The organism is Caulobacter sp. 05T431 (assembly GCF_056665975.1).
On the sequence record NZ_JBFTKU010000007.1, the window covers coordinates 168,385 to 189,067 of the forward strand.

Genomic DNA, 20,683 nt, shown 5'->3' on the forward strand with positions numbered 1-20,683 from the left:
GCCCGTCATCCTCGGACTTGTTCCGAGGATGACGAACCCGGAAGTGGACGCCGCGGCGGCGATCGGCCAACGATAGCGCATGTCCGCCGTCGTCGCCGCCGCCTCCCCCGTCGAACTGGCCGCCCTCTGGCGCCTCGACCTGCTGACGGCGCGGGACGTGGTCCAGGTCTGCCAGGCCTGGCTGGAACAGGACCTCGACGAGGCGTCGCCGGACGTCGCCGTCCTGGCCGGCGAGATCGATCCCCGCCTCGACGACCTGCGCCCGGGCTTCGAGCGCGCCCTGGCCGCCCTGGTCGGCGCGACCTTCACACACGACCAAGCTCTGCTGGTCGCCCTGCGCCTGCACCTGGCCGTCGCCCTGGCCCAGCCCGACGCACGGTTCATGCAAGCCATGGACCTGGCGATCGCCCGCTTCGCCAACGCCAGCGAGCGCCGGCTGGTGGTCCATCCGGCGCGGCTGACCGACCGTCCGGACGAAACCTTCGCCCAGCAGGAACTGGGCCTGGAGTACATCTATGGCCTCTATTGGGAGCTCGACGACCTTCTCCGGGGCGAGATGATGGTCACCAACCCCGCCAAGGTGGAGGCCAAGGTGAGACGGCTCCTGCGCGAGGAGGTCCAGACCCTGCACGACCACCTCGGCGTCCTTGAGGGGGACAGGAGGCGGGCGGCGATCCTCGCCTGACGGGGCGGAGCCCCGCCGCCCGGCAACGCAGCCACGGTCGAGAGCGTTCTGATCCTGTCCGACGAGGAGGATCCAGCCGTGCAGAACTCCCGATGGAAAGCCGCCAGCGCCGAGGTGCACGAAGCCCTGCGCGACGCCAAGATCGCGGCGGTGATGCACGCCGTCGAGAAGGTGGACGCGGCCCTGATCGCCGACGAGTACGCGGTGTTCGCCGCCGCCCTGGCGCCCGAGCTGGTGGTCAACAACCCCGGCAACATCGTCGCCGCCAGCGCCGTGGTCCGCCAGCTGAACGCCGACGGCAAGATCGCCTACAGCCAGTACGAGCGCCTGCTCGAGCACGCCTCGCTGCGGGGCGAGATGGTGCTGCTGATGGGCGAGGAGACCGTGGTGCCCAAGCCGCCCAATCCCTTGGCCGGCCAGACCGTCCACCGCCGCTTCACCGAGCTGTGGCGCCCCGAAGGCGAGAAGTGGCTGCTGACGGCCCGGCAGGCGACGGTGGTGCGGTAGGGGCCGCGCAGGTCAAGTTTCCCCTTCCCCTACACGCCGTCATCCCGAGCCTTGTGCCCGGGACCCCTGGTTCAACTGAGCTGTGACATGCAAGCGGTTCGCCAGCGAACCGCCCCCACTGCACCTGCGGCGGACAGAGGGGTCCCGGGCACAAGGCCCGGGATGACGGCCGATAAGGACCGGGGAGGGCCCTACTTCTCGAACACCACCTTGCCGTCGACGATGGTCAGCACCGCGTCGGCCTTCAGGATTTCCGGCGGGGCCACGGTCATCAGGTCCTTCGAGAACACCGTCACGTCCGCCTTCTTGCCCGCCTCCAGCGTGCCGCGGTCCTGCTCGGCGAAGGCGGCGTAGGCCGGGGCCCAGGTCAGCATGCGCAGGGCCTGGTCGCGGGTGACGGCCTCGTTCGGGCTCCAGTCGGCGTTGGCGAAGCCGTCCAGGCTGTGGCGGTAGACGGCGGCGTAGAACTCGATGCGCGGGTCGCCGACCTCGACGGGGGCGTCCGAGCCGGCGGCGATCACCGCCCCGCTGTCCAGGAAGTCCTTCCAGCGATAGCCCTCGTGCAGCCGCGCCTTGCCCAGGCGGGCGGGGGCGAAATAGAGGTCGCCGATGGCGTGGCTGGGTTGCATCGAGGCGATCACCCCCAGCTTGGCGAAGCGCGGCACGTCGGTGTCGGTGACGATCTGGGAGTGCTCGATGCGCCAGCGGGCCTGGGTGTCGCCCGCCAGGGCCTCCTCGAACCAGTCCAGGGTCATGCGGTTGCCGCGGTCGCCGATGGCGTGCATGGCCACCTGGGCGCCGACGGCCTTGGCCCGCTTCATCATGTCGAGGCCCTTGTCGCGCGGGGTCAGCTGCAATCCGAGCCCTTCGGCGTCGCTGTAGGGCTCGAGCAAGGCCGCGCCGCGCGAGCCCAGGGCGCCGTCCATGTAGAGCTTGATCCCGCGCACCCGGATCAGCCCCGTGCCGTCCTGGGAAGGCCCCACGGGCAGCACCACGTCGGCGCTGGCCGGGTCCATGTAGTTGTCGACGCGCAGGCTGAACCGCTTCTCCCGCGCCAGCCCCTGCAGGATCACCAGATCGCCCTTGTCGACGCTCATATTGGCCAGGCCCGTCCAGCCGCGCGACGCGTAGAGGGCGCCGGCCTTCTCCAGGGCCTGGCGCTTGAGGGCGTCGGACGGCGGCGGGATCACCCCGGCCACCAGGCCCTGGGCGTGGTCGATCAGCATGCCGTCGGGCTCGCCGGCKGGACCCTTCAGGATTTGGCCCCCGGCCGGGGCGACGGTGTCCTTGGTCACGCCGGCCGCCGCCAGGGCCGCGGTCGAGGCGACCACCGCGTGGCCGTCGGCCCGCTCCAGCACCACGACCCGGCGCGGGGCGGCGCGGTCGAGGTCGGCGCGGTTGGGGAAGCGCTTCTCGGGCCAGTGAGTCTCGATCCAGCCCCGGCCGTAGATCGGGCCGTCGGGATGGGCGTCGGCATAGGCCTTCACCGCCGCCACCAGGCTCTCGACCGAGGTGGTCTGGTCCAGGTTCAGGGTCAGCTCGCGCAGGCCGATGCCGGTCAGGTGGGCGTGGGCGTCGACGAAGCCGGGGAAGGCCGCCGCGCCCTTCAGGTCGATGTCGCGGGCGTCCTTGGCGGCCTTGGCCTTGGCCTTGGCGGCGGCCAGGTCGCCGACGAAGGCGATGCGGTCGTCGCGGATCAGCACCGCCTCGGCGCTCGGCGTGGCGGCGACGCCGGTGTGGATCGGCCCGCCGTGGATCAAGATGTCGCCGGCGAACGCCGGGACGCTGGTTGAGGCCAGCAGGGCGGCGAGGGTGAGGATGCGGCGCACGACGATCTCCCGACAGCAAGAACCGGGAAATCTAGGTCAGGAACGGCGGGGTTGGAACCTTGACCTTTGGACTTGCCGTCGGCCGCCCGGTCGCGAAACTCACCCTGACCTCAGTAGCGCCGGGAAAGACGATGAAAGCCTACCTCGTGCTCGACTTCGCCATCCGCGACCTGCGCGGCTTCATGCCCTATGTGGCCCAGATCCCGGCCTTCATCGCCAAGCACGGCGGCAAGTATGTCGTCCAGGGAACCGAGCCGACGGTCATGGAGGGCGACTGGGCGCCGCAGCGGATGGTGATCCTGGAGTTCCCCTCGCGCCAGGACGCGCGGGCGTTCCTCGACGATCCCGACGCCCAGCCGCTGTTCGCCGTGCGCCACGCCACCACCGACAGCAGGCTGGTGCTGGTCGACGGCTGCGACTGAGCGGGACGATAGCGGATATCGGACTCCGACATCCCGCCCCCTCTCCAACCGTCGCGTCGCGCTGTTATATTGCCCCCATGACTTCCTCGTCCCCGACCCAGGGCTTCGCGCTTTTCGACACGCCGATCGGGCTTTGCGGCCTGGCCTGGGGCCAACGGGGACTGACCGGGGCGCAGCTGCCGGACCCGACGCCGGGGGCCTCGTGGGACCGCCTGCGCCGCCGCTATCCGGACGCCGTCGAGGCCGCGCCGCCGCCGGAGGTCCAGCTGGTGATCGAGCGGATCAACGACCTGCTGTCGGGCGGGCGCGACGACCTGACCGACGTCGAGCTGGACTACGACGTGGTCGCCCCCTTCAACCGCCGGGTCTACGAGATCGCCCGCGCCGTGCCGCCGGGCGAGACCATCACCTACGGCCAGATCGCCAAGGCCGTCGGCGAACCGGGCGCGGCCCGGGTCATCGGCAAGGCCATGGGCGAGAACCCCTGGCCGATCATCGTCCCCTGCCACCGCGTGCTGGGCGCCGACGGCAAGCCGGGCGGCTTCTCCTCGCCGGGCGGCCTGCAGACCAAGGCGCGGATGCTGACCATCGAGCGGGCCCGGACCAACGACGTGCCGACCCTGTTCGACCTGGAGTTCTCGGTGGCGCCGAAGCGGGGGCGGTAGGGTCGAACCCGCCTGCACCCTAAATTTTGGTGTCATCCCGGAAAGCGCGGAGCGCTTGTCCGGGACCCAGGTGAACCGTAACGCGCCAGCCCCGTCCCCTGGGTCCCGGACAGCCTCTGCGAGGCTTCCGGGATGACAACGGTTTTGGGGCGCGATTTCTATCGGCCGAACCGATGGMGGCCAACCTCTCCGACCTACAGCCCCCGCCCCACCCGCAGCACCAGCTCGCGCAGCCAGATCGAGCCCGGGTCCATCCGCGCCTCCACCGGATAGAACAGGTACTGCTGGTCCTCGCCCGGATCGATCGGCGGCTCGACCCGCAGCAGGTCCAGCGGCCCGGCCAGGGCGGTGATCAGCCGGCCGGGGACGAAGGCCACCAGGTCCGAGCGGGCGGTCATGCGCAGGGCCTGCAGGTAGCTGGGCACGGCCAGGGCGATGCGCCGCTCTATGCCGTTCTGGCGCAGGAAGGGCTCGATGGCGTCGTCACGCTCGCCCGCCCCCACCACCGCCACGTGGCGGGCGGCGTTGAACACCGACAGGTCCGACAGCCGCCCCGCGTCCGGATGCCCGCGCCGCACGGCCAGGGCGTCGCGGTCGGTGTAGAGCGACTGGCGGTGGAAGCCGGGATAGGCCTCGCCGGTCCAGGCGATCACCAGGTCGACCGTGCGGGCGAAGTCGGGGGTCAGCACCGCCGGGCCGCGCCAGGGCACGACGTCCAGCCGCACGCCGGGCGCGGCGGCGGCCACCTGGTCCAGCACGGCGGGCATCAGCAGGTCGACGCACAGGTCGGGCATCATCAGCCGGAAGCCGCGCGCGCTGGTCGCCGGGTCGAAGCCCTGGTCCTGGAACAGACCGCGCACCTGATCCAGGGTCTGGGCCAGGGGCGCGCGCAGGGCCTCGGCGCGCGGCGTCAGCGCCATGCGCGGCCCCACCCGCACCAGCAGCGGATCGCCAGTCGCCTCGCGCAGGCGGCGCAGGGCKTGGCTGACCGCCGGCTGCGACAGGTTCAGGCGCAGGGCCGCGCGCCCGACGCTCGCTTCGGCCAGCAGCGCGTCCAGCGCCACCAGCAGGTTCAGGTCCAGCTTGGCGAGGTTCATTCGGTGAATATAGATCATCATCAGCATCGATTGGATGAATGATGTTCGCCACCGGATGATGGGGCTCCCTCGAGACCGGAGAACCGCCATGAGCGCGCCTGAGAACGATAAGACAGACGACAACAAACGACTGATGCGGGCCATCTTCGACGGCCTGGCGCGTGGCGACGCCCGGCTGTTCCTCGACAGCCTGGACGGGACCACGGTCTGGCGGATGATCGGGACCACGCCCTGGTCGGGCGTCTACACCGGCAAGGCCGCCATCCGCCGCGACCTGCTGGGCCCGCTGTTCGCCCAGTTCGCCGACCAGTACCTGAACACGGCCGACGCGATCATCGCCGAGGGCGACACCGTGGTGGTCGAGTGCCGGGGCAAGGTCACGACCAAGACCGGCAAGCGGTACGACAACACCTATTGCTGGGTCTGCCGGCTGGCGGACGGAAAGATCCGGTCCCTGACCGAATATATGGACACCCAGCTGGTCGCCGAGGCCCTGGAGGCGCCCGAACGGGGAGCCGCCTGAAAGAAGGGGCGCCGACCGGATAAGCGGGGAAGCTTGGCGGTTAACGCCGGTTCACCGTTCGTCGAACACGAGCGAAACGAATCATGACCGAATCAGCGACTTCGCCCGATTCAGTGTTTGTTCCCTACAAGCTATTGTAGCTTAATTCGGATTAACCACAATCGGCATGGCGACGTTTTCGCGCGCGCCGGGGCTGGAACAGCGGCGGGTCGTCAGGGCGAGAGCGTCGCCCCCAGCGCGATCGCCGTGTCCAGGGCCTGGCGATAGGTCTCCATGGCTTCGTCCATCGCCAGGCGCGAGGCCTCCAGAACCTCGGCCGAGGCTTCGCCGGGGCCCGCTCCGGACGCGAGGGCGCGGGTCAGGCCCGCCGCCGTCGCCGCCTCGACCAGCACGGTTGTGCGCTGCAGGTGCTGGGCGGCGCTGACCAGGACCAGGGCGGCGGACTGGACGGCGGCCGCGCGCAGGACGACCGCCGCCGGGTCCGGAGCCTCCCCCGAGGCGGCGGCCCCTCCCGAAGCAGCCATGTCAGGCCTTCGGCTTGGCGGCCGGACGCCGGGAGGTCGCGGGCTTGGTGGCGGACGCAGGCTTGGTCGAAGCCGCCGGCTGGGCGGACGCGGGCGTCAGGCCCTTGATGGCGGCCAGGGCGGCCTCGACCGCCTTGGCCTGGGCCTGGACGTCGCCCCCGCCAAAGGCGCGCAGGGCGGTCAGCAGGGACAGCAGATTGTCCGGAACATCGGACTGGGTCAGCTTCGCCACGGTCGCCGCGTCGACGCCGGCGCCCACGCTGTAGAGCTGCATCACGCCCTGGGTGGTCGCGGCCTGGGCCAGGATCGCCTGGTTCTGCTGGGCGGCCGTGGCGTTCTCGTAAAGGATGCCCGTCGAATGGGCCAGGCTCTGGTAGATCGCGCCCAGGGCCATGGCCGGGGCGTCGCCCAGCACCTTGACGTTGGTCTGGGTGACGGCGTCGGTGATCTGGGAATTGACGGGGGTGTCGAGCGCCATGGCGTCTTCTCCGGACTGCCCGGAGATCAGCCTCCGGTCGTGCGGCGGCATTCTTCGCGCGCGACTCCCAGCTTGGCAATCGGCGTTATCCGAAACGCCCGCCCCGCCTCTAGTCCGGCTTGCACTCGGCGCTGACGCGCTTGGCCTCCATCACCCCGGCCAGAGGGATGCCGTTGATGGTCTTCATATGGACGTTCAGGCGGAAGCTCTCGGGGGTGTAGGTCCCCTTGGCGTCCACGGGCGCCACGCGGCCCTTCTTGTCGGTCCAGGTGCCCTTCAGCGACACCTTGCCGTCCTGCACCACCCGGGTGTCGTAGTCGCAGGTGTATTTGCGGGTGCAGATGCCCTTGGCGAACTGCTCGACATCGGCCTGCTTGAGGCAGCGGTCCTCGCTGCCGGCCGGGATCGGGCCGACCCGGTAGCTGTATTCCCATTGCCCGGGCAGAATCGTCGTGCGCGCGCCGGCGGCGCCGGCGATCTGGGGGGCCGCGACGGCCGCCACGGCGCCCAGAATCAGCGTTCCGGCGATCAGGGCTGGGGCGAGCAGGCGCATGCGGTCGATCTCCTTCAGGGACGGCTCTATATATAGAGCGGCACATGAACCGCGTTTGAAGGCGATGTTGGGGCCGCGTCCAGGCCCGCCTCGCCCCCAAGACGCCCATTGACCGTCAGGCGCGGCTTGACTCGGGAAGGCCCCTTCGCCTATATCGCCCGCTCTCGCGCGGCGGTCCGCCCATCGCGCGCCGAAATTCATGTTGCGGAGCCTTCGGCTTCGCCTAAGCCCAAGGTATCCACATGTCGCGCCGTTGCGAACTCACTGGGGTCGGTCCGATGGTCGGCCACAATGTGAGCCACTCGAACATCAAGACCAAGCGCCGCTTCCTGCCGGCGCTGGCTCCCGCCTCGCTGCAGTCGGAATCGCTGGGTCAGACCTTCAAGCTGCGCATCAGCAACGCCGCGCTGCGCACCCTGGACTTCAAGGGCGGCCTGGACGTGTTCCTGCTGGGCGCCAAGGACGAGCAGCTGTCGCCGCGCGCCCTGAAGATCAAGGCCCAGGTCAAGGCCAAGGCCAAGGCCGCCGCGGTCGCCGCCTAAGACTTTCTCGGCTTACGCCGGACGAAAGGCCCGCGAGGTTCGCCTCGCGGGCCTTTTCGCGTCTGGAGCCTGACGCCCCCTACCCGGCAAAACCCTGGGAGCGCGGCCGGGTTAGCCCCGATTGCGACGCCCCCGCCCCTTGCGGATGCTGCCCCGCGGCCACGCTCCATCCGAGCCCGCCGACAGGAGCACCGCCATGACCCTCAGAATCCTCGCCGTCTCGCTGCTGCTGGGCGCGAGCCTCGCCCAGGCCCCGGTCCTGGCCCACGCCCAGGCGGCGCCCGCCGCCGAGGCCATGCCCGCGCCGGACAAGCCCCTGACCGCCGCCGACCTGGAAGGCATGCGCGAGGAGCTGCGTTCGTCCCGCAAGCAGATCATCGCGGCGACCCTGACCCTGAGCGACGCGGAAGCCACCCGCTTCTGGCCGGTCTACGACCGCTACGCCGCCGAGCGGACCAAGATCAAGGACGACCAGTACGCCCTGATCGCCGACTATGTGAACAAGTACGGCCAGTACGACGACAAGGGCGCGATGGACTTCATCGGCCGCTGGCTGGACCAGGACACCCGCCTGGCCGCCCTGCGGTCCAAGTACGTGCCGATCGTGGGCAAAACCCTGCCGGGCGTGAAGGCGGCCACCTTCTTCCAGATCGACCGCCGACTCAGCATGGCCATCGACCTGAAGCTGGCCTCGATGCTGCCGATCCTGCAGACCCAGACGCCGGCGAAATAGCGGCCGGCTTGGCGGATCCTTTCGCGTCTCGCGCCTGGCCCGCGTCGGTTGACTTGGCCGTCGGCCGCAGCTCAACTCACGCTTGAGAGGGTTGCCGCCGGGGGGCGCATGAATCGACAGGACCGACAGGCATCCACGCCGCTCTTCTGGCTGAGCGTGGTCACCGCGCTGAGCCTGGTCCTGCACGTCCTGCGGGCCGGCCTGTTCGCCTGGGTCACGCACGAGTACGCCGAAGACCGCATACCGCGCCTGCCGGGCGTTTTTCCGCCCGGGCTCGATGTCGGCCTGATCCTGGAGATCGCCGTGATCGCCTCGTCCGCGGTCTGCGGCGTCGCGGGGCTGGTCTGGCTGCACGCCGCCAGCACAAGGGCTCACGCGCTCGGCGCCAGGATGAAGCACTCGCCCTGGAACGGCGTCGGCTGGTTTCTGATTCCGCTGATCAACCTCTTCATGCCGCTGTCGGTCGCCTACGACCTATGGAGGGGCAGCGGGGGCGACGCCGGCAAAAGCCGGATGGTCCTGTTCTGGTTCGGGGCGTATGCGCTAGGCCTCATGATGTCCTGGATGTGGGTGTTCGGGGGCGCTCCCAACCTGCTGGGACAAGCGATCATCGCCGCGTCCAGCCTGACCTCCCTGGCCTTGGCCCGCCGCATCACGCGGTTGCAGGCGACCGTAGTGGAGGTGGCGGCCGAGTTCGGCCCGGCCGACGAGGACGAAGGGGCGCTGGGCGACACCCTTTCGCCGAACGCGCTCCCCGAACCGGAAGTCCTGGAGCCGGCGCCGCGCACGGTGCGCGTGGTGGAGCCGCGCGCGACAGCGGCGCCGGGCGTCATCTACGCGCCGCGCAAGCCGTCCTGAACGCCCCAAAGAAAAAGCCCTCCCCGGGGACCGGGGAGGGCTCCTTGCAATCGCCAAAGGCGGAGGACCGATACGCTACGCGGTCTCCCCCGTACTGTTGGGCAACTGGCCTTAGCGGGCGCGGATGGCCGGGTTGGCGTCGTTGTACGAGGCCAGTTCCGGGTTGTTCAGCTTGCTCACGGCGTCGTTGACCGAGGCGCGCACGCACGAGGGATACAGGTAGGTGGCCAGGCTCTCGCCGCGGACGTTCTGCCAGCAGACGGTCGAGGCGGCCTTGACGATCTCGGCGCGCAGCTCGGCCGGGGCCTTGCCGGCGGTCTTGATGCGGACTTCGGCGGCGCCGGCGGGAGCGGCGGCGAACAGGGCGACGGCCGAGGCGGCCAGGACGATGGTGCGGATCATGGGACGGATTCCAGGACAGCGTTGATTTCAACCCGTCCGAAACACGTTTCCCCTGGCGGCTGGTCCAGGATCTCGCCCGCTCTGCCGCCCTTGCTCAAGCTGTAACTTGTCGCTCGTCACTTATCAACGGTTATATTGCAGTGCGGACGCAAAACCGGTTGACACGAATTGTCGCGGGGAAGCGCGGCCGTAACCCGGTCCCGCGCCGCCGAAGCCGCGCGGGACCGGGCCGGAACGCGGCGGCTTAGTAGCTGACCTTCAGGATGCCGTTGCTGCGGAAGGCCTGGCGGTCATAGGCCTTCAGGGTGGGGCTGCCCACCTTCAGGACGGCGGTGCGGGTCACTTCCCGGACGCAGTAGGTGTAGAGGTCGTCGGCGTGGTTGCCCACGTCCTCGCGGCAGATCGACGAGGCGGCGGCGACGATGTCGGCGTGGATGGCGGCGTCGGTGCGGCCGCGAACCTTGACGTGCTGCTCGTTGGCGAAGGCCGACGAGGCGGTGCACAGGGCCAGGGCCGAAGCGGCCAGGACAAACAGAGTCTTCATGATGCTTACTTCCGAAAGGGGGTTGGGGTTCAACCACCTCCCGGTGCGTTCCTCTGACGGCCGTTGGGATCTCGCCCGCTCAAACCATCGAAGGTAGCGGTAACATGACAACGCTGTCGTTTGAAGTAAAATATTGAGTTTCAAAGGAAACTATCTCCAGGAACACTCATCCGCCTAGCTTGGCGGCGCGAGCGCCCGAACTTTGGACATGAAGCCGCCTCACCTCGCCGGACCCGGTTGGCCACTAGGGCAAACCCGCCCTCCAGGATCGGGCATCTCTCGATTTTGGACCCGCCCCCCGCGCCCTAGGCTGCCGGCCGTCAAGGAGAGCCGCCATGCCGGACACCGCCGCCCCCTACGTCGCGCGCCAGTTCAACGCCGCCCATCCCGACCTGGCCAATTCCGGCGGCGTGGCCGCCCAGCTGGCCAACCAGGCCTATGTCGAGGCCCTGGCCAAGGTCGTCTTCTACTGGGGCTATCCGGCGGTCGACACCTTCGGGCGGACCGACGCGTGGGAGGTCATGAAGGACGGCCCCGGCGCGACCATGGGCCTCTTCCCCGGGTCGCCCAAKAACGTGATGGGCTATCTGGACGACTACATGTCGCCGGCCCAGCGCAAGGTCGTCACGCCCAACAGCGACACCATCTATGGCGTTTCCGTCCTCGATCTGGCGGCCGACGGCGTGGTGATCCAGACGCCGACCGACGCTCCCCCCGGGCACTACTGGACGATCCAGATCGCCGACCTCTTCACCACGGTGATCCGCCAGCTCGGTTCAGCCTCGGGCCCGCCGGGCGGCAAGTTCCTGCTGGTGGGCCCGGACTGGCGAGGCGAGACGCCCGAAGGCTTCGTCGAGGTGCTGCGCTCGCCCACAAATATCGCCTTGGCGATGGGGCGCAGCTTCATGGCCCGCTCGGCGGAGTCCAAGGCCCAGGCGCGGGCGGTGCTCAACCAGATCGGCGTCTACCCGTTCAGCCAGGACACGCCGGGCTTGCGCGCCTTCGACTGCGAGGCCAGCGCCCGCAACAAGGTCTATCCCCCGCCGATCACGCCCGAGCTCATCGCCGCCGATCCCGACATCCTGCGCATCCGCCCCGTCCACGCCGCGCGCTTCTGGGACGACCTGGAAAAGGCCCTGGACGCCAATCCCAAGGTCGCGCCCAACGACGCCCCCATGGTCGACCAGGCCCGCACCCTACTGGCCCTGCGCGCCTCCGATCCGGCCTGGAAGGCGCTGATCGACCGCGTCGCCCTGGTCGCCGAGAGCGAACTGTTCGAGTCCGCCAAGTACCACCAGGTCGGCGTCGGGGCGGGCGGCGGCTGGCAACGGCAGGAGAACGGCGGCGCCTGGGGGACCGACTGGTTCGGCCGCGCCCAGGCGGCCGTGATCTACATCTATGTGAACGACTTCCACGAGGCGGTCTATTTCGTGCGCGGCACCGACGCGAAGGGCGCCCTGCTCCAGGGCCGCTACACCTACGCCGTCACCTTCCCCAAGGGCGGCCTGCCGCCGGTGGACCGCGCGCGCGGCGGCTTCTGGTCGCTGTCGATGTACGACCAGGACTACTACTTCCTGACGCCCAGCCCCAACGGCCGCAACAACCTGGGCACGGTCAACCTCGACGCCGACGAGCTGGTCTTCAACCCCGACGGCTCCCTGACCCTGACCCTGTCGAACCGCGAGCCCGCCGACGCGACGGCGCGCGCCAACTGGCTGCCCGCGCCGGCCGGACAGTTCGCCCTGCTGGTCCGAACCTATGTGCCGACCGAGGCGATCCTGGACGGGACCTATGTGCTGCCCGAGGTGACGCGCGTGGGGTGAGAGGCCCTCGGAACCCCTCTCTCTTTGAGAGAGGGAGGGGCCCGCCGCGAAGCGGTGGGAGGGTGAGTGGTTCCACCGCTCACCGGAAAATCCAGGGCTGTTGAGCCGCCGCCTCCGCGATCGACGCACATGCCGTCACTGTCAGAGTCTCATCCTGAAAGAGCGTAACCACTCACCCTCCCATGGCTTCGCCATGGGCCCCTCCCTCTCTCCAAGAGAGACGGTTCTGGTGGGCGCCTCTACCGCCGCTTCTTCACCGGCTTGGGCGGCGCCGGCGGAGGCGGCGGCGCGGCGGTCCAGTCGAAGGCCATCAGCAGGGTGCGCTCCTGCGGGGCGTCGTTGTCGTCCGACAGGATGTAGACCCGCGTCGCGCCGGACGGGCCGGTGCTCAGGGCGATCCCCTCGAAATTGTCGCGGGTGGTCGCGCCGTCCAGGGTCAGGGACGCGGCCAGGACCTGCTTGGCGGCGGGCGCGCGGGGATCGACCACGAACCGCACCTGGCCGCGCCAGCCCCGGATCGGGTCGTAGGCGCGGTAGAGGGCGGCGACCGCCTGGCCCTGGAAGGCCGCGAAGCTGGTCAGGCCCCAAGTGAAATCCGGCGGCGACTGCGGGGCCAGGGTCGCGCACGGGACCGACAGCCGGCACAGCCACACCTCGCCCTCCTCGCCGCCCACCAGATAGGCGTCGGGGCCGGCGATCGGATAGGCGGTCAGGGCCTCCATCCCCTCGTTGTCGGGGAAGGTGGTGGCCGGCTTGTTGACCGCGCGGGGCGTTCCGTAGGTCCCGTCGGCCAGGCGCGGATACAGCCAGATGCGGTGCTCGCGCTCGAAGCTGACCAGGCGGTCGCCGTTGGGCAGGATCGCCAGGCCCTCGGCGTCGGACTGGGCCTTGCCCTGCAGCGGCTGGCCGTCCAGGCCCTTGAGCGGTTGCAGCTTGCCGTCCGTCAGGCCGACCAGGCGGCCGGTCTCGTCCAGCTTCAGCCTGGCCTCGAACAGGTCGCCGTCGTCGCTGATCGCCACCAGCCCGCCGTCGGGGCCGAACTTCAGGTCCGACAGGCCGTGCAGCCGCTGGGTGTCGGGGCTGCTGATGGCGATGCCGCCGGCGTAGACGAAGCGGCCGATGGAGACGGGCGGCGGATTGGCCGAACTCAGCGGCACGGGCGTGGTCGTCAGGTTGATCTCGGGCCCGACCTTGACCGGGGCGACCGGCAGCACGGCCGGCTGCGGCGGGGCCTTGGCGCACTGGCCCAGCGCCACCGACACCAGGCCCAGGACGAGGAAGCCGCGCAGTCCGATCACGCGGGGACCTTGCGCGCCGCCTTGGGCTGCGAAGGCTGAACGGTTGGCGGAGCGGCCAGCAGCCCCCGGGCGCGCTTGACGGCTTTGGGCTCCTCGTCGAACAGCCCGGCCAGCTGATCGACCAGGGCGCCGCCCAGCTGCTCGACATCGACGATGGTCACCGCCCGGCGGTAATAGCGCGTCACGTCGTGGCCGATGCCGACGGCGATCAGCTCGACCGGGCTCTTGGTCTCGATCTCGGCGATCACCTGCCGCAAGTGGCGCTCCAGATAGTGGCCCGAATTGACGCTGAGAGTGGAGTCGTCCACCGGCGCTCCGTCCGAGATCACCATCAGAATGCGGCGGGCTTCGGGCCGGCCGACCAGGCGCTGGTGGGCCCACATCAGGGCCTCGCCGTCGATGTTCTCCTTGAGGAGACCCTCGCGCATCATCAGGCCCAGGTTCTTGCGGGCCCGGCGCCAGGGCGCGTMGGCGCTCTTGTAGATGATATGGCGCAGGTCGTTCAGGCGGCCCGGCGCGGGCGGCTTGCCGGCCTTGATCCACTCGTCGCGGGCGCTGCCGCCCTTCCAGGCGCGGGTGGTGAAACCCAGCACCTCGACCTTGACCGCGCAGCGCTCCAGCGTGCGGGCCAGGATGTCGGCGCAGACCGCCGCCACCATGATCGGCCGGCCGCGCATCGAGCCGGAATTGTCGATCAGCAGGGTCACGACCGTGTCGCGGAACTCGACGTCCTCCTCCTGCTTGAAGGAGAGCGGCGCGGTGGGGTCGACGATCACCCGGGTCAGGCGGGCGACGTCCAGCATCCCCTCCTCCAGGTCGAAGGTCCAGGCGCGGTTCTGCTGGGCCAGCAGGCGGCGCTGCAGCTTGTTGGCCAGGCGCGAGACCACGCTGGAGAAGGCCGCCAGCTGCTGGTCCAGATAGGCGCGCAGGCGGGTCAGCTCGTCGGCGTCGCACAGGTCCTCGGCCGGCACCACCTCGTCATAGGCCGTGGTGAACACCTTGTACGGCGGCTCGCCGGCCCCGCCCTGGCCGGGATCGGGACGGGCGGGCTTGGCGCCGTCGCCCATCTCGGGCGCTTCCTCGGTGTCCTCGGGGTCGCCGTCCTGCTCGGACTGGACCATCTCCTCGTCGCCGGCCTCGGACTCGCGGTCCGAGGTCTCGGCCTGTTCGGGCTGGGCGCCGTCGGACTGCTCGCCCTCGCCTTCGCCGCTGTCGTCCTCGGAGGCCTCGGTGTTCTGGTCCTCGTCGCCTTCGTCCTCGTCGGACTGTTCGGTGGCGTCGGACATGTCCTCGCCCAGGTCCAGGTCGCGCAGGATCTCGCGGGTGACCTTGGCGAAGGCGGCCTGGTCGTCGATGGCGGCGGCCAGGCGGTCCAGGTCCTTGCCGGCCTTGGACTCGATGTCGGCGCGCAGGATGTCGACCAGGGCCTTGGCGCCGTCGGGCGGGGCGTCGCCGGTCAGGCGCTCGCGCACCATCAGCGACAAGATCTCGGCCATGGGGGCGGACTGGCGGTCGGTGGCGACGGCGCGGGTCAGGCCCTGTTTCTCGAGGCGGGCCTCCAGCGCGGCCGTCAGGTTGGCGCGCACGCCGCCCAGGTTGTTGGAGCCGATCGCCTCGATCCGCGCCTGCTCGATGGCCTCGAAGGCCGCCTGGCCGTCGGGCGAGCCGGGGCGGGCGCGGGCGTGCGAGACCGGGTCGTGATGGGCCAGCCGCAGGGCCATCTGGTCGGCCAGGCCGCGGATGCGGGCGGCTTCCTTGGAATTGAGGTCGCGCGGCGGATGCGGCAGCACCGCCCGGTTGCCGACCAGGCTGGGTCCCTCGCCCGAGAACACCACCTCCAGGTCGGGCGTCTCGGCGAGCGACCGCGCCGCGTGGGCCAGGGCGCGCTTGAAGGGTTCCGTCGGGCTTTCGGGCTTGGAGGCCATGGAAATGGGTTACCCACCCGGGGCGGCGAACACAAGGCCGGCTGGGGCGGACCAAGGGGAACTGCAACAAAGGAACATTGAAAGTGCAGGCCGCGTTTGCCTTGGCGAAGCTCGCGACGGGCGGGCCGAACGTGTTGAGGAAACGACCATGTTGAAGTGGGCCATCATCCTGGCGGTCATCGCCCTGATCGCCGGCGCCCTGGGCTTCACCGGCATCGCCGGCGCGGCCGCGGGCATCGCCAAGATCCTGTTCTTCCTGTTCCTGATCGGCTTCATCATCTTCGCCGTGCTGGGCGTGACGGTGTTCAAGAGCGTGACCAGGGAGTGATCCACAGCATCAGCTGACCCGTACTTACCCCCACCTGACCGCTTCGCGGTCTGTCCGCCCCCATAGGGGGCGGAGGCCGAAAGCGCGTGACCTCTTCCCCCTATGGGGGAAGACGATCGCGAAGCGATCCGTAGGGGGCAAGTGGGTGAGCTGCTGACCTACTTGGCCGCCGTATAGGCCTTCGACTGCTCGCCCACGACCGACACCAGGTCCCCCATCGTCAGGTTCACGTCCACCAGGTGCAGGCCCCAGTCCTTCAGGGGCTGGCCCATCACCAGCAGGTCGCCGGGGATGTTGTCGGCGCGGGGATCGGCCTTGTCGGGATGCACCGTCACGGCCAGGTAGTCGAAACCGCCCTGGCTGACGCATTCGGCCGAGACCAGGCCCGGCAGTTCCACGAACGGCGTCGAGACCGTCACGTCCTTGGCCCAGACCGTGGCCGGGCGCATGGCCGTGCCCATGATCGTGCGGTCGCTGAAGTAGCTGTGGACCGTGGCCGAGCCGCCGGCCAGGGCCGCCGGGTTGACGCAGGCGGCCTTCATGCCCGGTTCGGCCACCTTGCCGAAGAACTTGCTGGTCGCCGGCGGCGGCACGTCGGCGCGGAACGAGACGTAGCTGATCACGCAGCCGGTCTGGCCGGCCTTGCGGCACAGGGGCAGCGAGCCATAGGCGTCCTTGGCCGGGTCGACCGGCGTGTTCATGCCCAGGATCAGGGCCGAGACCACCTGCTTCTGCACCGGCTTGCCGTCGATCTCCTCCTTGATCAGCCGCAGCAGGATGCGCGAGCCCTGGCTGTGGCCGATCAGGACCACGCCGCGGCCGTGGTTGTCGCGGGCCAGGTAGTCCTTCCAGGCGTCGCGCACATCGGCATAGGCCAGCTCGCCGTCGCCGGTCKAGGCCTGGCCCATCATCAGCTTACGCAGGGCCGCGATGGTCACCTGGCGGTAGCTGGGGGCGTACAGCTTGCAGACCGAACCGAAGCGGGCGAACTGCTGGTCGGCCACGGCCTTTTCCGGCAGGTCCGGCGTCATGTCGCTGTTGCCGCCCGGGTCGCTGGACACCGTCGGATAGACGTAGAAGCAGTCGATGGGGGCGTTGGGATCGGCCTTGAAGGTCTCGACGCTGGTCTTCCCGTCGGCCTGGACCACCGTGGCGCTCTGGTCGCCGGTGCAGGCGTCGGCGCGGCCGGGGCGGCACAGCCAGGCCTCGTCCTTGGTGTAGTCGTTCGGCGTGGCCGGACCGGCGGGCGCCGGCTGGGCGCAGGCGGCCGTGCTCAGGCCCAAGGTCGTGATCAGGCCCAGCGCGGCCCACAGCTTGCGTGACATCCCCTACCCCTCCAACGTTTGTTTGGCGCGGAGGATGGCTTGGGTAGCGGGATAAGGGAAGGCGCCTTTCGCGTCGCATAAATGTTGTCATCCCGGAAAGCGCGCAGCGCTTGTCCGGGACCCAGGTGAACCGCACCGCCTTCGCCCAGTCCCCTGGGTCCCGGACAGCCCCTGCGGGGCTTCCGGGATGACAACCGTTTTTGAATCCGAGGGAAGATCAGCTCCCCGGCACGATCGCCTTCAGCCGAGCCTCGCCCGTCAGCGCCTCGCGTCGCGGCGGACCGAAGCCGCCTTCGGGAGGACCGCCACCCGGCGGAGGTCCGGGCGGAGGACCGTCCGGGAAACCACCGGGCGGCGGTCCGCCCATGGGCCCACCGGGCCCAAAGCCCTGGTCCTTCCAGTCGGCGGCCGGATCGACGCCCAGGGTCAGGGCCAGTTCATAGCCCTCCTTCAACTCGCGGACCGCCGCGACCATGGCCTCGCCGCCCTGCAGGGCGATGCCGTCCTGGCGGTTGAAGGTGTCGCGCCGGCGGGGCCGGCGATAGGCCGGGACGTTCTCGTACAGCCACTCCGACAGCGCGTCGGGCACGAACAGCTGGCTGGTCAGCACCGTGCGGGCGTCCAGGAACACCTTCAGGTGCATGTGCGGGGTGCGGCCCTCGTACCAACCGGGCCAGATGCTGCGGAACGCCGCGCGGCCCTCGGCGTCGGTGATTTGCGCCCCACGCAGGAAGGTCTTGCCCTTCGCGCCGGTCCGGTGATCGTCGCCCTGGCCCTCGTAGCCGGAATAGATCCCCGCCGCGTCGCAGTGCCAGAGGTCCACCCGCGCGCCCCGGATCGGCCGGCAGCCGCCGTCGACCACGGTGACCGCCACCCGCACGGGGACCCCGGGCTTGCCCTCGGTGACGTCCGACCGGTCGAGCTTGGGATCGAACCAGTASGGTCCTTGGGTGACCTGGGGCGTCAGGCGACAGACCTTGCCGGCGACGGGCGCCGAGGCGGGCTCGCTGCAGGCGGAGGTCGCGCCCAGCACCAGGGGCGCGGCGCCGGCCAGGGTCAGCAGGCGGCGGCGGGCGGGGTTGGTGGGTTCAGTCATGGCGGACGTTCTGGAACGAAGGCGCTACGGCCGTGTGTCGCGGATGTTTCGACCGACGATACACCTGTGGCCGGGGACATGCGCTCGTGCGTGTCCCCAACAAACGCGCCGAGCCAAGGTCTGGGGACACGCCCAAGGGCATGTCCCCGGCCGTCACGCCGGCAACCAGCGCCTCGGGAACTTGTCGCCCAGGGCCCGGGCTTCGCCGGGTTTCAGGCCCAGTTCGCGCATCCGGTAGGCGACCACCTCGCGCAGGGCCTCGACCGGTTCGCGGCCGCCCGACGGGCTGGAGGCGACGGGGCCGGCCTGCATGGCCAGGTCGACGGCGGCCCATTCGGCCTGGGCGCGGTCGGGCTTGCCGACGGCGAAGTAGTGGCGGACGGGCAGGCGCTCGCCGGCCATCTCGACCATCACGCCGACGACCCAGCCTTGAACGATCAGATCGGCGTCGGGGCGCTGGCGGAACATGCGTCCGGTTTAGCGATTTCGCGCGGCGGCTCAAGCGCCGCCGCAATTGGTCCAAGCGTCGCCGTAAATCGGCCGGGCCGCGCGACGCAACCTTCGGGCGCAAGGCGGGCGGAGGCGACCGATGGCCGCGCGGAGACCCTGGCGGACGCGGCTGGCGGCGGGCGGAGCGGGCCTGGCGATCAATGTCGGCCTGCTGGCCCTGCTGACCCTGGAGCGCCGGACGCCGCCGATGGCCGAGCCACCCACCGTGGTGGTCGCCCTGGAGCCTCGCGCCGTCCCGCTGGAGCGCCGACGGCCAGCACCGGCCCGCCGTGCCGGCGCCCCCGCCCCGGCCCCTTCCCGCCTTGAAGCGCCGCCGTCCGACATCGCCCCGCTGGTCCTGCMCGCCGCGCCACCGGACGCCGACCTGTCCTCAAGCGTCGAGCCGCGCTGGCGGGTGGGCGGCGGCGAGTATCTGGATCCCAAGACGGCCCGCCGGGCCCGACGCGCCTGGGAGGCGGCCGAGGACCGCCGCTACAAGCGCGCGTGCCTGGGCCAGTCGGACGAGAACATGACGCCGGAGGAGAAGGACGCCTGCTGGGACGCCTGGGGCGGAAACGCCCCGCCCATCGGGGCGGACGGCGCGCGACCGGGACGGCGATATCCGGGCCCGCCCGCGCGCCCCTAGTGCAGGGCGTCCAGCGCCTTCTTCACATCGCAGTTGCCGACCTTGCGGCAGTAGATCGCGTCGAACTGATCCTGGATCTTGGGGGCGATCACGCTCAGCTCGCCCAGGATCGCGGTGTTGATCAGCGGCTGGCGCTGGACCATCCGTTGCCCGACCGGACTCTCATAGAAGGCCAGGATGGCCTTGAGGTCGGCCGGGTCCAGCTGCCGCGCGACCGAGACGCTTATCGCGTTGAACGTCTCCTCGCGCAGGCCGGCCCAGGCGTCGGTCGCCGCGTCATGGACGGCCCGTCGCTGGTCGGCGGTCAGGGTGGTGGCCTCGTCGGTGGCGTCGTAGACCTGGGCCTCGAGGCCGTTCACGACCACGTGGCCGTAGTCATCCTCCATGCCCATCGCCGTCAGCAGCCGGCGCGCCAAGGCGACCGCCTCGGGCGGCGGGGGCGGCCCCTCCGCCGGCTTCGGGTCCTGCGGCACGCTGAACACCAGCGGGACGGTCACCGGCGCGACGACCGGCGCCCCGCAGCGGGTGGCCGGCTTGAACCGCATCACCGGCGCCAGGCTGAGCGCGGCCTCGCCGAAGCCCATGGCCTTGGGCGTCTCGTCCTTGACCACGCAGTCGGCCAGCGTGCCGTCCAGCTGGACCTGGCAGCTGATGATCGCCCTGCCGGCGATGTTCTGGGCGGCGGCCTTGGGCGGATAGGCCCACTGCATCTCGTCCCCCGTCGGCGGCCGCAGCCAGTCGGGGCGCGTAGCGGCCACCTTCGGATCGCCGCCGATCGGGCAATTGACCTCTTCGGCCTTGGTCGCCGACGTGCTCACGGCGACGGCCATCGCCGCCACGATCCAGATCGTCAAGATTCCGCCCCCGAACACGCCCGCTGCAACTCAAGCTTAGGTATGCGGATCGGACGTCTTCAACAATGGCCTGGACGCGGACGGCGAGGCGACGCTCAGCGGACCAGGCGGATCGCGACCTGGGCGGCGATGCCCAGGATCAGCCACAGGGCCACGCCGCCCATGACCAGGTTGATCGCCGGCAGGCGGGGTTCGGGCGGGCGACGGGTCCTGGGCGCACGGCGGGGAAGCGGGTAACCCATCGCGTTTCTCCCTGCGGACGCGTCGAACGCGCGCCTCAGGGGAACTGTACGCCTGCAACCCTTGAATTCATACAGATAAATACTCTCGCAAAGAGAGTGTCGATCAGCCCAGCACCTGGAACGCCGCCTGGCTGACCACGCCCAGGATCAGCCACAAGCCCAGCCCCAGGACGATGAAGACCGGACGCGGCGAGCGCCGGTCGCGGAACCCGTGAATCTCGTGACGCGCCATGTCCTGCCCTCCAGGAACGCCGCATGCGTTCGCGGAGTCAGGAACGGGCTTGGCCATAATTTC

Annotated in this window: 26 protein-coding genes and 1 pseudogene; 11 read left to right on the forward strand and 16 right to left on the reverse strand. The window is 70.2% G+C overall.

All coding sequences use genetic code 11. From position 1 onward, the window contains the following. Positions 1–79 precede the first annotated feature (79 nt). Together AC1U89_RS08975 and AC1U89_RS08980 are read left to right on the forward strand one after the other, a co-directional pair. Positions 80–685 carry a hypothetical protein gene (locus tag AC1U89_RS08975; protein WP_479899371.1) on the forward strand — a complete coding sequence of 202 codons (606 nt, stop codon included), beginning with the start codon at positions 80–82 and terminating at the stop codon, positions 683–685. Positions 686–763: 78 nt separating this feature from the next. Continuing rightward, positions 764–1,192, forward strand: a complete 429-nt coding sequence (locus tag AC1U89_RS08980) for a nuclear transport factor 2 family protein (RefSeq protein WP_479899372.1) — start codon at positions 764–766, stop codon at positions 1,190–1,192. A gap of 191 nt (positions 1,193–1,383) precedes the next feature. On the opposite strand, the gene AC1U89_RS08985 is transcribed toward AC1U89_RS08980, so the two are convergent. After that, positions 1,384–3,021 carry an amidohydrolase gene (locus tag AC1U89_RS08985; RefSeq protein ID WP_479899373.1) on the reverse strand — a complete coding sequence of 546 codons (1,638 nt, stop codon included), beginning with the start codon at positions 3,019–3,021 and terminating at the stop codon, positions 1,384–1,386. 131 nt (positions 3,022–3,152) lie between these two features. Between AC1U89_RS08985 and AC1U89_RS08990 the strand changes: the two genes are divergently transcribed. Together AC1U89_RS08990 and AC1U89_RS08995 are read left to right on the forward strand one after the other, a co-directional pair. Then, positions 3,153–3,443, forward strand: coding sequence for a DUF1330 domain-containing protein (locus AC1U89_RS08990; RefSeq protein ID WP_479899374.1), 291 nt, complete (start codon positions 3,153–3,155; stop codon positions 3,441–3,443). A gap of 77 nt (positions 3,444–3,520) precedes the next feature. Next, a complete protein-coding gene (locus AC1U89_RS08995; RefSeq protein WP_479899375.1) occupies positions 3,521–4,108 on the forward strand; it encodes a methylated-DNA--[protein]-cysteine S-methyltransferase in 588 nt (195 codons plus the stop codon). A gap of 194 nt (positions 4,109–4,302) precedes the next feature. On the opposite strand, the gene AC1U89_RS09000 is transcribed toward AC1U89_RS08995, so the two are convergent. Then, the gene (locus AC1U89_RS09000; RefSeq protein WP_479899376.1) at positions 4,303–5,205 is read right to left on the reverse strand and encodes a LysR family transcriptional regulator; all 903 of its coding nucleotides are present in this window, start codon (positions 5,203–5,205) and stop codon (positions 4,303–4,305) included. A 133-nt stretch (positions 5,206–5,338) separates the two neighbouring features. Between AC1U89_RS09000 and AC1U89_RS09005 the strand changes: the two genes are divergently transcribed. Next, positions 5,339–5,728, forward strand: coding sequence for a nuclear transport factor 2 family protein (locus tag AC1U89_RS09005; RefSeq protein ID WP_479899377.1), 390 nt, complete (start codon positions 5,339–5,341; stop codon positions 5,726–5,728). Positions 5,729–5,940: 212 nt separating this feature from the next. On the opposite strand, the gene AC1U89_RS09010 is transcribed toward AC1U89_RS09005, so the two are convergent. From AC1U89_RS09010 to AC1U89_RS09020, 3 genes are all read right to left on the reverse strand, one after another. Further along, complete coding sequence (locus AC1U89_RS09010; protein WP_479899378.1) at positions 5,941–6,252, reverse strand: hypothetical protein; 312 nt, start codon at positions 6,250–6,252, stop codon at positions 5,941–5,943. A gap of 1 nt (position 6,253) precedes the next feature. Continuing rightward, the gene (locus AC1U89_RS09015) at positions 6,254–6,730 is read right to left on the reverse strand and encodes a RebB family R body protein (protein WP_479899379.1); all 477 of its coding nucleotides are present in this window, start codon (positions 6,728–6,730) and stop codon (positions 6,254–6,256) included. Positions 6,731–6,839: 109 nt separating this feature from the next. Then, positions 6,840–7,283, reverse strand: a complete 444-nt coding sequence (locus tag AC1U89_RS09020; protein WP_479899380.1) for a DUF3617 domain-containing protein — start codon at positions 7,281–7,283, stop codon at positions 6,840–6,842. 242 nt (positions 7,284–7,525) lie between these two features. Here AC1U89_RS09020 and rpmB point away from each other — a divergent pair, with 242 nt between their 5' ends. The 3 genes from rpmB to AC1U89_RS09035 all read left to right on the forward strand — a co-directional run bounded on the left by rpmB (position 7,526) and on the right by AC1U89_RS09035 (position 9,416). Beyond that, entirely contained in the window at positions 7,526–7,825 is a 300-nt protein-coding gene (gene rpmB, locus AC1U89_RS09025) for a 50S ribosomal protein L28 (RefSeq protein ID WP_029908231.1), read from the forward strand. A 196-nt stretch (positions 7,826–8,021) separates the two neighbouring features. Next, positions 8,022–8,558 (forward strand): hypothetical protein, encoded by a 537-nt coding sequence (locus AC1U89_RS09030; protein WP_479899381.1) that lies wholly within the window; start codon positions 8,022–8,024, stop codon positions 8,556–8,558. A 108-nt stretch (positions 8,559–8,666) separates the two neighbouring features. Then, positions 8,667–9,416, forward strand: a complete 750-nt coding sequence (locus tag AC1U89_RS09035) for a DUF4328 domain-containing protein (protein WP_479899382.1) — start codon at positions 8,667–8,669, stop codon at positions 9,414–9,416. A 111-nt stretch (positions 9,417–9,527) separates the two neighbouring features. Here AC1U89_RS09035 and AC1U89_RS09040 read toward each other — a convergent pair whose 3' ends face one another. Both AC1U89_RS09040 and AC1U89_RS09045 read right to left on the reverse strand, forming a co-directional pair. Further along, complete coding sequence (locus AC1U89_RS09040) at positions 9,528–9,818, reverse strand: hypothetical protein (RefSeq protein ID WP_029908234.1); 291 nt, start codon at positions 9,816–9,818, stop codon at positions 9,528–9,530. 244 nt (positions 9,819–10,062) lie between these two features. Continuing rightward, positions 10,063–10,362 carry a hypothetical protein gene (locus AC1U89_RS09045; protein WP_479899383.1) on the reverse strand — a complete coding sequence of 100 codons (300 nt, stop codon included), beginning with the start codon at positions 10,360–10,362 and terminating at the stop codon, positions 10,063–10,065. 335 nt (positions 10,363–10,697) lie between these two features. On the opposite strand from AC1U89_RS09045, the gene AC1U89_RS09050 reads away from it, so the two are divergent. Further along, positions 10,698–12,185: a DUF1254 domain-containing protein gene (locus AC1U89_RS09050; RefSeq protein ID WP_479899384.1), complete on the forward strand. Its 1,488-nt coding sequence runs from the start codon at positions 10,698–10,700 to the stop codon at positions 12,183–12,185. Between the two features lie 8 nt (positions 12,186–12,193). On the opposite strand, the pseudogene AC1U89_RS09055 reads toward AC1U89_RS09050, so the two are convergent. From AC1U89_RS09055 to cobT, 3 genes and pseudogenes are all read right to left on the reverse strand, one after another. Then, positions 12,194–12,316: pseudogene (locus AC1U89_RS09055) on the reverse strand (hypothetical protein); the annotation flags it as partial. A 108-nt stretch (positions 12,317–12,424) separates the two neighbouring features. Next, a complete protein-coding gene (locus AC1U89_RS09060; protein WP_479899385.1) occupies positions 12,425–13,483 on the reverse strand; it encodes an esterase-like activity of phytase family protein in 1,059 nt (352 codons plus the stop codon). Then, positions 13,480–15,408: a cobaltochelatase subunit CobT gene (gene cobT / locus AC1U89_RS09065; protein ID WP_479899386.1), complete on the reverse strand. Its 1,929-nt coding sequence runs from the start codon at positions 15,406–15,408 to the stop codon at positions 13,480–13,482. The genes AC1U89_RS09060 and cobT overlap by 4 nt, the downstream gene beginning before the upstream one ends. Positions 15,409–15,556: 148 nt before the next feature. On the opposite strand from cobT, the gene AC1U89_RS09070 reads away from it, so the two are divergent. Beyond that, the gene (locus AC1U89_RS09070; RefSeq protein ID WP_029908246.1) at positions 15,557–15,736 is read left to right on the forward strand and encodes a DUF1328 domain-containing protein; all 180 of its coding nucleotides are present in this window, start codon (positions 15,557–15,559) and stop codon (positions 15,734–15,736) included. Between the two features lie 158 nt (positions 15,737–15,894). Here the strand turns inward: AC1U89_RS09070 and AC1U89_RS09075 are convergent, their stop codons facing one another. The 3 genes from AC1U89_RS09075 to AC1U89_RS09085 form a co-directional block, all read right to left on the reverse strand. Then, complete coding sequence (locus AC1U89_RS09075) at positions 15,895–17,061, reverse strand: DUF3089 domain-containing protein (RefSeq protein ID WP_479899387.1); 1,167 nt, start codon at positions 17,059–17,061, stop codon at positions 15,895–15,897. Positions 17,062–17,278: 217 nt separating this feature from the next. Continuing rightward, positions 17,279–18,157 carry a dioxygenase family protein gene (locus tag AC1U89_RS09080; RefSeq protein WP_479899388.1) on the reverse strand — a complete coding sequence of 293 codons (879 nt, stop codon included), beginning with the start codon at positions 18,155–18,157 and terminating at the stop codon, positions 17,279–17,281. 153 nt (positions 18,158–18,310) lie between these two features. After that, positions 18,311–18,625, reverse strand: a complete 315-nt coding sequence (locus tag AC1U89_RS09085; protein ID WP_479899389.1) for a hypothetical protein — start codon at positions 18,623–18,625, stop codon at positions 18,311–18,313. A 121-nt stretch (positions 18,626–18,746) separates the two neighbouring features. Between AC1U89_RS09085 and AC1U89_RS09090 the strand changes: the two genes are divergently transcribed. After that, positions 18,747–19,292, forward strand: a complete 546-nt coding sequence (locus AC1U89_RS09090) for a hypothetical protein (RefSeq protein ID WP_479899390.1) — start codon at positions 18,747–18,749, stop codon at positions 19,290–19,292. Here AC1U89_RS09090 and AC1U89_RS09095 read toward each other — a convergent pair. The 3 genes from AC1U89_RS09095 to AC1U89_RS09105 all read right to left on the reverse strand — a co-directional run bounded on the left by AC1U89_RS09095 (position 19,289) and on the right by AC1U89_RS09105 (position 20,620). After that, complete coding sequence (locus AC1U89_RS09095) at positions 19,289–20,146, reverse strand: TonB family protein (RefSeq protein ID WP_479899391.1); 858 nt, start codon at positions 20,144–20,146, stop codon at positions 19,289–19,291. The genes AC1U89_RS09090 and AC1U89_RS09095 overlap by 4 nt on opposite strands. 95 nt (positions 20,147–20,241) lie before the next feature. After that, a complete protein-coding gene (locus tag AC1U89_RS09100) occupies positions 20,242–20,388 on the reverse strand; it encodes a hypothetical protein (protein ID WP_479899392.1) in 147 nt (48 codons plus the stop codon). A 103-nt stretch (positions 20,389–20,491) separates the two neighbouring features. Continuing rightward, positions 20,492–20,620: a hypothetical protein gene (locus AC1U89_RS09105; protein WP_231499398.1), complete on the reverse strand. Its 129-nt coding sequence runs from the start codon at positions 20,618–20,620 to the stop codon at positions 20,492–20,494. Between the last annotated feature and the right edge of the window lie 63 nt (positions 20,621–20,683).